Annotated in this window: 7 protein-coding genes and 3 pseudogenes; 1 reads left to right on the forward strand and 9 read right to left on the reverse strand. The window is 56.7% G+C overall.

What is annotated here, in order from left to right:
* Positions 1-136: pseudogene (locus DL899_RS20020) on the forward strand (IS6 family transposase); the annotation flags it as partial.
* Between the two features lie 183 nt (positions 137-319).
* Here DL899_RS20020 and DL899_RS18655 read toward each other — a convergent pair.
* The 9 genes and pseudogenes from DL899_RS18655 to DL899_RS18700 form a co-directional block, all read right to left on the reverse strand.
* Positions 320-1,951 (reverse strand): TRAP transporter large permease, encoded by a 1,632-nt coding sequence (locus tag DL899_RS18655; protein WP_111735829.1) that lies wholly within the window; start codon positions 1,949-1,951, stop codon positions 320-322.
* 39 nt (positions 1,952-1,990) lie between these two features.
* Positions 1,991-2,509 (reverse strand): TRAP transporter small permease subunit, encoded by a 519-nt coding sequence (locus tag DL899_RS18660; RefSeq protein ID WP_162685660.1) that lies wholly within the window; start codon positions 2,507-2,509, stop codon positions 1,991-1,993.
* Positions 2,510-2,523: 14 nt separating this feature from the next.
* Positions 2,524-3,287: pseudogene (locus tag DL899_RS20270) on the reverse strand (SDR family NAD(P)-dependent oxidoreductase).
* Between the two features lie 17 nt (positions 3,288-3,304).
* Positions 3,305-4,861, reverse strand: a complete 1,557-nt coding sequence (locus DL899_RS18675; RefSeq protein ID WP_111735833.1) for a class I adenylate-forming enzyme family protein — start codon at positions 4,859-4,861, stop codon at positions 3,305-3,307.
* A 327-nt stretch (positions 4,862-5,188) separates the two neighbouring features.
* Complete coding sequence (locus tag DL899_RS18680; protein ID WP_111735834.1) at positions 5,189-5,434, reverse strand: TetR/AcrR family transcriptional regulator; 246 nt, start codon at positions 5,432-5,434, stop codon at positions 5,189-5,191.
* Positions 5,435-5,581: 147 nt separating this feature from the next.
* Positions 5,582-6,661 carry a TRAP transporter substrate-binding protein gene (locus DL899_RS18685; protein WP_111735835.1) on the reverse strand — a complete coding sequence of 360 codons (1,080 nt, stop codon included), beginning with the start codon at positions 6,659-6,661 and terminating at the stop codon, positions 5,582-5,584.
* 29 nt (positions 6,662-6,690) lie between these two features.
* The gene (locus DL899_RS18690; protein WP_111735836.1) at positions 6,691-7,071 is read right to left on the reverse strand and encodes a Zn-ribbon domain-containing OB-fold protein; all 381 of its coding nucleotides are present in this window, start codon (positions 7,069-7,071) and stop codon (positions 6,691-6,693) included.
* 2 nt (positions 7,072-7,073) lie between these two features.
* Positions 7,074-8,222, reverse strand: a complete 1,149-nt coding sequence (locus DL899_RS18695) for a thiolase family protein (protein ID WP_162685661.1) — start codon at positions 8,220-8,222, stop codon at positions 7,074-7,076.
* Positions 8,223-8,455: 233 nt separating this feature from the next.
* Positions 8,456-8,569, reverse strand: a pseudogene (locus DL899_RS18700) (IS5/IS1182 family transposase); the annotation flags it as partial.
* Positions 8,570-8,693: the final 124 nt, after the last annotated feature.

Here is an 8,693-nt window from a genome sequence, read left to right on the forward strand (position 1 = left end):
GCCTTCAGAATTCGCCGCCGTCCACGCCTCGGTCCACCATCTCTTCAACACGGAACGCTGCCTCACTTCCAGATCGAATTTCAAGCGAAACCGCGCCGCCGCCCTCGCCGAGTGGCGCGGTCTCTGCAGGACATAAGGGACAGCCATCCTGCCCTTGTTGAGACCAGTTCGAATTCGTCTGGCAGCACCCTCGGTGAAAATACCGGGTCACCTCTCAGCAAAAATCAACAGCCGGACAAATGACCGCAACCTGCTTTGACCAACATCGCTCAAGAAAACCCTTGCAAGAAAGGAGCCGTCCACAAATGACACCGCTCCCTCAGAAGTTTAGATTTCCGATCCCGTCTAAGTTCACGCTCGGAGGCCTTACATCGAGCATTTGGGGTTCGGATTTGTAATGAAGCACCAGTTGCGGAAACATAATAACGAGTCCAATCACCATCAGTTGAATGAGGACGAAGGGAACGGCGCCGCGATAGATTTCGCCGGTCCGGATCGCTTTCTGTGTGGTGCCTGTGGCCTTGTCGTATTTGTCGGTCGAAGGCGCGACGGATCGCAGGAAGAACAGCGAGAACCCAAAAGGGGGCGTCAGAAAAGATACCGCTAGGTTCAGACTGATCAGAATGCCGAACCAGACGAGATCAATATCAAGCACTACCGCTGCCGGAACCAACAGCGGAATCACCACGAATGCAATTTCGAAGAAGTCAAGAAAGCAGCCAAGGATAAAGATTGTCACGGTCACGAATAAAAGGAAGCCGTTAATTCCGCCAGGCAAACTGCTGAGCAAATCCTCCACCCAAGTGTTTCCGTTGATTGCGAAGAAGGTAAGACCAAACACGCGTGCGCCAATGAGGATGAACATCACGAAGGCCGACAGTATCGCCGTAGAGTGCAGAGCGGAGAATAGGATGTGCCAAGAGAACTTGCGCTTCGCGGTGGTGAGGAAGAGCGCTCCGACGGCCCCCATGGCTCCGCCTTCTGTCGGCGTGGCGATGCCGAGGAAGATCGTTCCTAGTACGAGAAAGATGAGTGTGAGCGCAGGAGCCAGGGACAGGATGACCTTCGAGGCAAGTGGCGACAGGACATGCATTCCCACCGCATTCTGCAGGAGGCAGACGCTCACGATCACAATGACAGGGATCAGAGCGGACAGCACAATCCGGTTTTCGGGCCCAACAAAAGTTAGAAAAACATCGTGCAACAGGAAGTAGGCTGCGACCATGGCAGAGAGGGCCAAGACCAACGAAAGGTATCCACCGGAATGTCCCCGGCTCTCCTTGGGCAGCGGCGGGGTCATGTCCGGACGCAGCACGCCGACGACGAACACGTAAAGGCAGTACAGACCGATCACCATAGTGCCAGGGACAAGCGCCGCGTGGTACATGTCTCCGACCGATTGGCCCAGTTGGTCAGCCATGACGATGAGAACTATTGAGGGTGGGACGATCTGCGCCAGCGTGCCCGAGGCAACGATCGTTCCCGAGGCGAGGCCGGAGCTGTATCCGTAACGCATCATAATAGGAAGGGAGATTAGCCCCATCGCGATGACGGAGGCCGAGACGACGCCCGTCGTTGCCGAAAGCAGTGCTCCAACTAGGATAACTGCGTAGGCCAAGCCGCCGGGGAGGGTGCCGAAGAGTTCACCAACCGCTTCGAGCAGGTCCTCTGCCATCCCTGACCGTTCCAGCAACAATCCCATAAATGTAAAGAACGGGATCGCGAGAAGCGTCTCGTTCGACATGATGCCGAAGACCCGGTCAGGATGTGAACTGAGTAGGGACCACGACAGATTCAGTTCGGCGGAATGTTGAGACAACTGGACGCCGATCGCGTAGAAGCCCAGCCCGACAGCGGACAGCGTGAAGGCCACCGGATATCCGATCACTAGCATCGCCAACATCGTGACGAACATGATCGGCGCTAGATTTTCTGCGATCAGGTTGATCATTTGCTCTCCTGAATTCTGGACAAGTCACGAAGGGACAAGTCACGAAGGGGGTTCCCATCCGGCAAGGTCAAGGCCTTTAGAGATGATCTCTGATACCGTCTGAAGCAGCAGCACTGCAAAGCCGATCGGGATCATCAGCTTGGCAGGCCAGATAACGAGACCACCGGCGTTCGACGACATCTCACCGATGGCGTAAGATCTCTCGAACCATGGCCAAGACTGCCCGATCATTACCAGACAGAACGGAACAAGGAATACGCAGTGAAGAAGGACGTCAATCGCTGTTCTCGCGCGTGGATTTAGCCGGCTCGACACTATATCGATGCGAACATGCGCATCCGTCCGCAGTGCGTAGGCCGCGCCGAGCAGGAAGACGGCCCCGAACAGATACCACTGTGCTTCCAGCCAGGCATTGGAGGCAACGTTCAGTGTCTTGCGCGATATCGCGTTCCCGGCGCTGATAATAACCGCGGCCAGGACAAGCCAGGCTACAGCGCAGCTCAGTAGTCGGGTGAACCTGTTGACCGCGAGGGTCAGGCGATAGAGAATGCTCAGCACAATACTTTCTCCTGTCAGCCGGCGGAAATGCCGCCGTTGGCACTGATCGCTTGGCCGGAGGTCTTCGTCTCGGCCAAGGCAGTCAAGAAGACCACGAGGTTGGCGAGGTCTTCCGGTTCGGCGACTCCGAGCGTTGCTAGGCTAGCGGCCTTATCAAACACCCGCGTGCTGAATTCATCCTGGTAGAGCCGCTGATAGGTCGCCGTAGCAGAAATGAGTGAGGGCGTAATCGCATTAACCCGCACCCCGTACTGCTTCGCTTCCATTGCCAGTATCCGGGAAAACATCACAAGCCCCGCCAGCCCTGCCCCGAATGCCGATTCTCCGGGGTGAGAACCCTGGCGGCATCAGACGACACGTTGATGATCGATCCCTCCTCTACCGCATACATGTGCGGGATCACATGGCGGCAGCAAAAGATGGACGGACATAGCACACAGCAATACATATCGGGAATTTCCGCCGGCTCGATCTCATGAAAGATCCGCGGTAGGAAGTCTCCCCCGGCACAGTTCAGGAGAGGGTCAACGGAACCAAACCGTTCAACTACTCCCGCAACGTCCGTTTCCCTGGTTACGTCGACGGAGAGGTGAATGGCGCCGCCAGCGGCCCCCTCATCATTGAGCTGCTCCACCGCGCGCTTACCGCGATCCAAGTTCCGCCCGGTGACCGCGATCCTGTCGTATCCCGCGTCACTAAGCATGAGCGCAGAGACGAGGCCGACCCCGGACGTACCGCCGCGGATAAGCGCCGTTGATTCCTGAAGCGCTCTACTCATTGCGTGCTCCCTTGGCGTTAACGCAGACTGCAGTTGAGAACGGCCGGCCACTGTTCGACCTCGTGTCGCAGGATCTTTCCGGTTGTACTTCGTGGCAGGTCGCTCACCCCAACGAAGATCACAGCCTTCGGGCACTTATACCTGCCGATCCCTTCCATGCAGCGCTGAAGGACTTCCTCCTCCGTGAGGTTTGTCCCCTCCTTGCAGGCGATTACGGCGACCGGCACCTCGCCCCAGTCGTCGGACGGGCGCTTCACGACGACGACATCCTCGACCCTGCTGTCCTTGAAGATTTCGCGTTCAATCTCGGCCGGATAGATGTTCTCGCCACCGGACTTGATCAAATACTTGGCCCGATCCGCGAATATCAGTGTGCCATCGGCATTCTGAATGAACATGTCGCCCATGCGGTACCAGCCGTCCGCGAATTCCTTCGCGTTGATCTCTGGCGCATTCCAATAACCGCTGAACAGCGTGGGGCCGCGGAAGAGTAGGTGGCCGGGTTCGCCTTCCTGCACATCGCAGCCGTCATCATCCACGAGTCGAAAATCGCAGAAAGTATTCGCTGTTTTCGCCATGCTAACGGGTTCGTGGCCGACATCGAATTTCCCGGCGGATCCCGGCGGCAACCCGGTCTCAGTGCAGCCGAACGTATTACAGAATGGCGCATTGAGCAGCGCGGACAACTCCCCCACTTTCTGCGGCGGAACGAGATCCGCCATGACGCCGACATATCGGACACCCTTCGGTTCGATTCGTCCGTCCTTTAGAGCCTTGATGAGCGCATCGATCATGCCGGGCATCGCGATCAGCCACCACTGCTTCCGCTCTGCGATCTCGTGGACAATACGATCCAGGTCGAACCCGTCGACGACAACCGCGGTCCCGCCGAGGCAGATGACATGAATACATTGCTCCGCCGAAACCATGTGGAACATTGGTGGCCAGGCAACATACGCATCGCCGGGTTTGAGACCAAAATCCGTGGTATTCACGAACATTCGCGCCAGCTCCGCCCGATGGCTTAAAAGCGCAGCCTTAGGAAGACCGGTAGTACCACTGGTATAGATGATCAGCAGCCCATCCTCGGGATCGAGATCAGCGTCGGGATCAGCGTCGGACCGGCCTTCCAGAAGATCCTCGAACTCGGCACCGAACTCAATCCATTCACATTGCTCGTAGAGATCACGACCTTCGGCAAAGCGAGACGAATGGAAGATGATCTTCGGCGCAACTAGATCGATGCAGTACGCGAGTTCCTTTGGCTTCAGTCTCCAATTCAACGTACTCACGATTACCCCGATCTTGGCCGCGGCAAAGATGATCTCGAGGTACTCGCACCGGTTCTCCGAAAGGACCGCAACCCTCTCACCATGCTCGATCCCAGCTTCCAACATCATCGCTGCGATCCGGTTCACCTTTGTGTTGAAATCTCGGAACGTGATCTTCCGGTTGCCGTCGTCCACCGCAATTGCGTTGGGTATGTTGCGCGCTTGGTTCCGCAGCAGGGTTCCAATCGTGAGGCGGGAGGCCCGGAATATCGTTTCGGTTGGAGATACTAGGGTAGAATCCATCTAACTTATCCTAAATAATAGTCCACTGACGTTCCCATCTTGGCCGAATCCGTAACTGGTAGCGCCACATTGGCCAGCACCGGTCGCCAGTCAGTTTCTTTTCCATAAAGAGCCGAAAATGTCCGTTGGACGCAGTCGCCCGGCTCTATCCGAGTTTCGAACCGCCAAATGCTGACAGCCCAGACCTGGAGCAGAACAAGGCTGGCGAATGCCACCATTTCCGTATCGGTTATGTTCAAGAAGCCCGATCAGTTGCAGGCCTCGATACGCAGACTGGTCTCGCTTGCGATCGACTGTTCACGCGCTTTGATGTTCGCCAAGTCCTCATCACGGAGCGTTCAAGCCTCCCGATCGCGTGCCCGCCGTGTTAATCGACACCACCTTGGCGGTGCCGAACAGGAGGTCGCGTAGCGATCCAGCCAAGTCCAACGTGTCCGGTTTCACGACAGCAATCTGCTCCTCGTACTGAACGACGGTTTGGTCGAGGATAAGGAACAGGCGTTCCTTCTTGTCCGCTATGTACTGGTAGAAGAGACCGACACTGAACCCCGCCTCATCCGCTATCTTCTGCATAGTGGTTTCATTGGCTTCTGCATAGTGGTTTCATTGGAACTCTTCTGGTCGAACATTCCAGACGAGGCTGCCAGGATCACTGGCAGCCTCCGGTTGTCTAGTTCTGTGTCAGTGACCCGACGCTTAGACATCCTTCTCGCCTCCTTGCTATTGCTGCCTCGTTCTCAGCATAGCCAGATCGAAAGAAAACTCAGCCAGTTGATGGTAGCTATAGCTGCTGTCCCGGAACTCCTGCTGCGACTTCAACAGTGCGGCGAAGGTCTCATTGCTGTCCGCAAGATCAGCCATGACCTCTTGCGTCGCGTTGTAGAGCACCCCAAGAACCTCAGGCGAAAAGGCGCGGAGCTGTGCGCCCGAAGCCAGTAGCCGTTCAAGAGCGGCTGGGTTTTCGGCATCAAAACGCGCCTGCATCATCAGGTTGCAAGTCGAAGCCGCGGTCTCCAGTGCCTGCTGATGTGGTGCCGACAGTCCGTTCCAACGATCCAAGTTTACGTAGGTCATGATCATCGCGGCGCCTTCGTGCCAGCCAGGATAATAATAATACGGAGCAACCTTGACGATCCCCAGCTTTTCGTCGTCGAACGGGCCGATATATTCCATGCCGTCTATGGTTCCGCGTTCGAGAGCGGGATAGATGTCGGTCCCCGGGATCTGCTGCGGCGTGGCACCAGCCTTCGCGAAGACTTCTCCGGCAAGGCCCGCCACGCGCACCTTCAATCCCTTGAGGTCGTCCGGAGTCTCAATTTCTTTCCGATACCAGCCGCCCATTTGTGTGCCAGTGTTCCCGCTCAGCATTGTGTGCACATTGAACTGGGCATGCAGGTCTTGAAGCAGTTCCCGACCGCCGCGGTAGTAATACCACGCGTTCTGCTGTCGGGACGTCATCATGAACGGCACGGTCGAGCCGAAGGCCAAGGCCGGGTTCAAGCCGTAGAAGTAAGTAGACGCGGTCTGGGTCAGTTCGATTGTGTCGTTTCCGACCGCATCTAGAACCTGAGTCGCTCCGACGAGCTCGCCGGGACCATAGAGTTCAATCTCCACTTCGCCCGACGTCAGCTCGGCAACTTGCGAAGCGAAGAGCTCCGCAGTCTCGTACAAGATGCCGAGATTCTTGGGAAAGCTGGTTGCCATACGCCACCGGACCTTCGCCTCCGCATTCGCGATTGACGGGGCTGCAAGCGCTGCCGCGCCGACGGTCCCCATTTTCAACAGTTTGCGTCTATCCATTCTAATTTCCTCCCTTAGTGAAAAACAGGTTATTCGATCTTGTAGGTCAACAAAACTTCGTCTTTGCGCGTGCGGTTGAATTCAGGCAGGCCGGTTGCGCCAATCGCGATCATCTGCTCACCGCTGGTGATCCGGCTGACGATCCGAACGCCCGGAGCATCCGTGATTTCCAAAAGTGCGACTGTATACGGCACCGAGAATGCGAGCTTGTCATCGAACTCGTGACGAACGACGGTCCAACTAAAGACTTTGGCGTGACCAGAGGTCGCCACCCATTCGATCTGGTCACTTCCGCAGTGCGGGCACAGCAGCTTCGGGTACCAATGGAACGTCTCGCACACACCGCATTTAGGAAAGCTGACGGTCTCGTTAGCGAGAGCATGGAAGAATGGTTCGAATTCGGGACGCATAGTCAAACCCCTGCCTTCAAGATCGACACGCCGTAGTCCGGCGGCGAAAATCCTCCGACGAGCCCGATCCGAGCTTCGGCGACTTGGTTGGCCCCGCAATCACCACGCAATTGCCTGACTGCTTCCAGCATGTGCTCGATCCCTAAACGGTAACTGTAAGACAGCAGCCCGCCATGGGTGTTGATAGGCAGCCCACCGCCTTCCACGGAAATGCCCCGTTCCCGGATGAAGTCCGGACCCTCCCCTTTTTTGCAGAATCCGATATCCTCGATTTGAAGCAGGCAGGAGACGGTCGAGCAGTCGTAGATTTCGGCGAAGTCGATGTCGTCTAGAGACAATCCCGCCTCTCTGAGCGCCACTGCGGTTGAACGTGGCGCTGCGGGAGTATGCAGAAGTCGTCCGGGTTGAGTGAAGACGTCGTCGCCGGAAATCGGTGCGCTCGCGAATCCGCTGCCAGCCACCGAAACCACCGGATGAGCGCAGTCGCGCGCCCGAGTGTCATCGGTCATCACATAAGCACCTGCCCCGTCGCTGATGAGGCAACAGTCGGCCGCCCTTAACGGATCCGCGATCATTCGACTGTCGTAGTAATTGGCTACGGACATTGGCCTACTCTTCTGTGCACGTCCCGTCAGTTCCGCGTGCCTCCGAGCAGTTGTCGCAATTTCAGCAAAGGCCTCCTGCGCGCCGGAAAATTCCTGCATGTAACGCTGCGCCCACATGCCGAAATAGGTAGGCTGAGCATTGAATCCGTGCGGCTTCTCAAACACAGATTTCGCAGGATACAGGTCGTGAAATGCATACGGCCCGCCAACCCGTGAACCCCAATCTATGCCGAAATAATATAGTATGCAGGTGGCACGCCCACTCTTCAGTGCACTTTCCGCCAAGAGTGGAGCCGAAGCAGTCGCCGCACCACCAAAGGAGATCGATGCTCCATAGGAAAGCTCGATCCCGAGTTGCGCAGCGATCCAGTCCTGTGGGACGAGGAACGGCATCATGCCAGAATCGCAGATGAGCCCATCGATATCCTGCGGCTTCAGACCTGCATCGGTGATGGCATCGATGCAGGCTTTGAGAGTCATCGCGCCAATGTCGTGTGCGGATTTCCGCACACAGGGTGTTTCTCCTATTCCGACGATACAGACCATGAAGCTTCCTAAGTAAACGAATGTCCAGATAAGTAAACGAATGTCCAGATAAGTAAACGAATGTCCAGATAAGTAAACGAATGTCCAGATAAGTAAACGAATGTTCAGCCGCCAGTAATATTTGTCACTATATCAATCTGTCAACCCGTCGCATTCACGAGAACAGGGTATCGCATGAATATGGGCTTTGCACAAAGAGCGTGAAGCCCGGACCTCCCCTTTCCCAGACGCACTTATGCCATGGGCTCTGTGACAGGTACACCGAGCGCGGTGTAGCCGTTCAGCACGGCGGCGCGGACCTGGAGTTCGGCGACCTGGCGATCGAAGTCACGTGCCACGAGGCGCTGGCGATGCAGATCGAGCGGGAACGCTTTCTCGGCGCCGGTCTTTATGAGCGCACGACCGAGCGGCAGGGCTACGCCAACGGTTACAAACCCAAGCGCATCGACACCCCCGCGGGCACGGTGAACG

It is taken from the genome of Roseovarius amoyensis, from assembly GCF_003260265.1.
GTDB classification, from domain to species: domain Bacteria; phylum Pseudomonadota; class Alphaproteobacteria; order Rhodobacterales; family Rhodobacteraceae; genus Roseovarius; species Roseovarius amoyensis.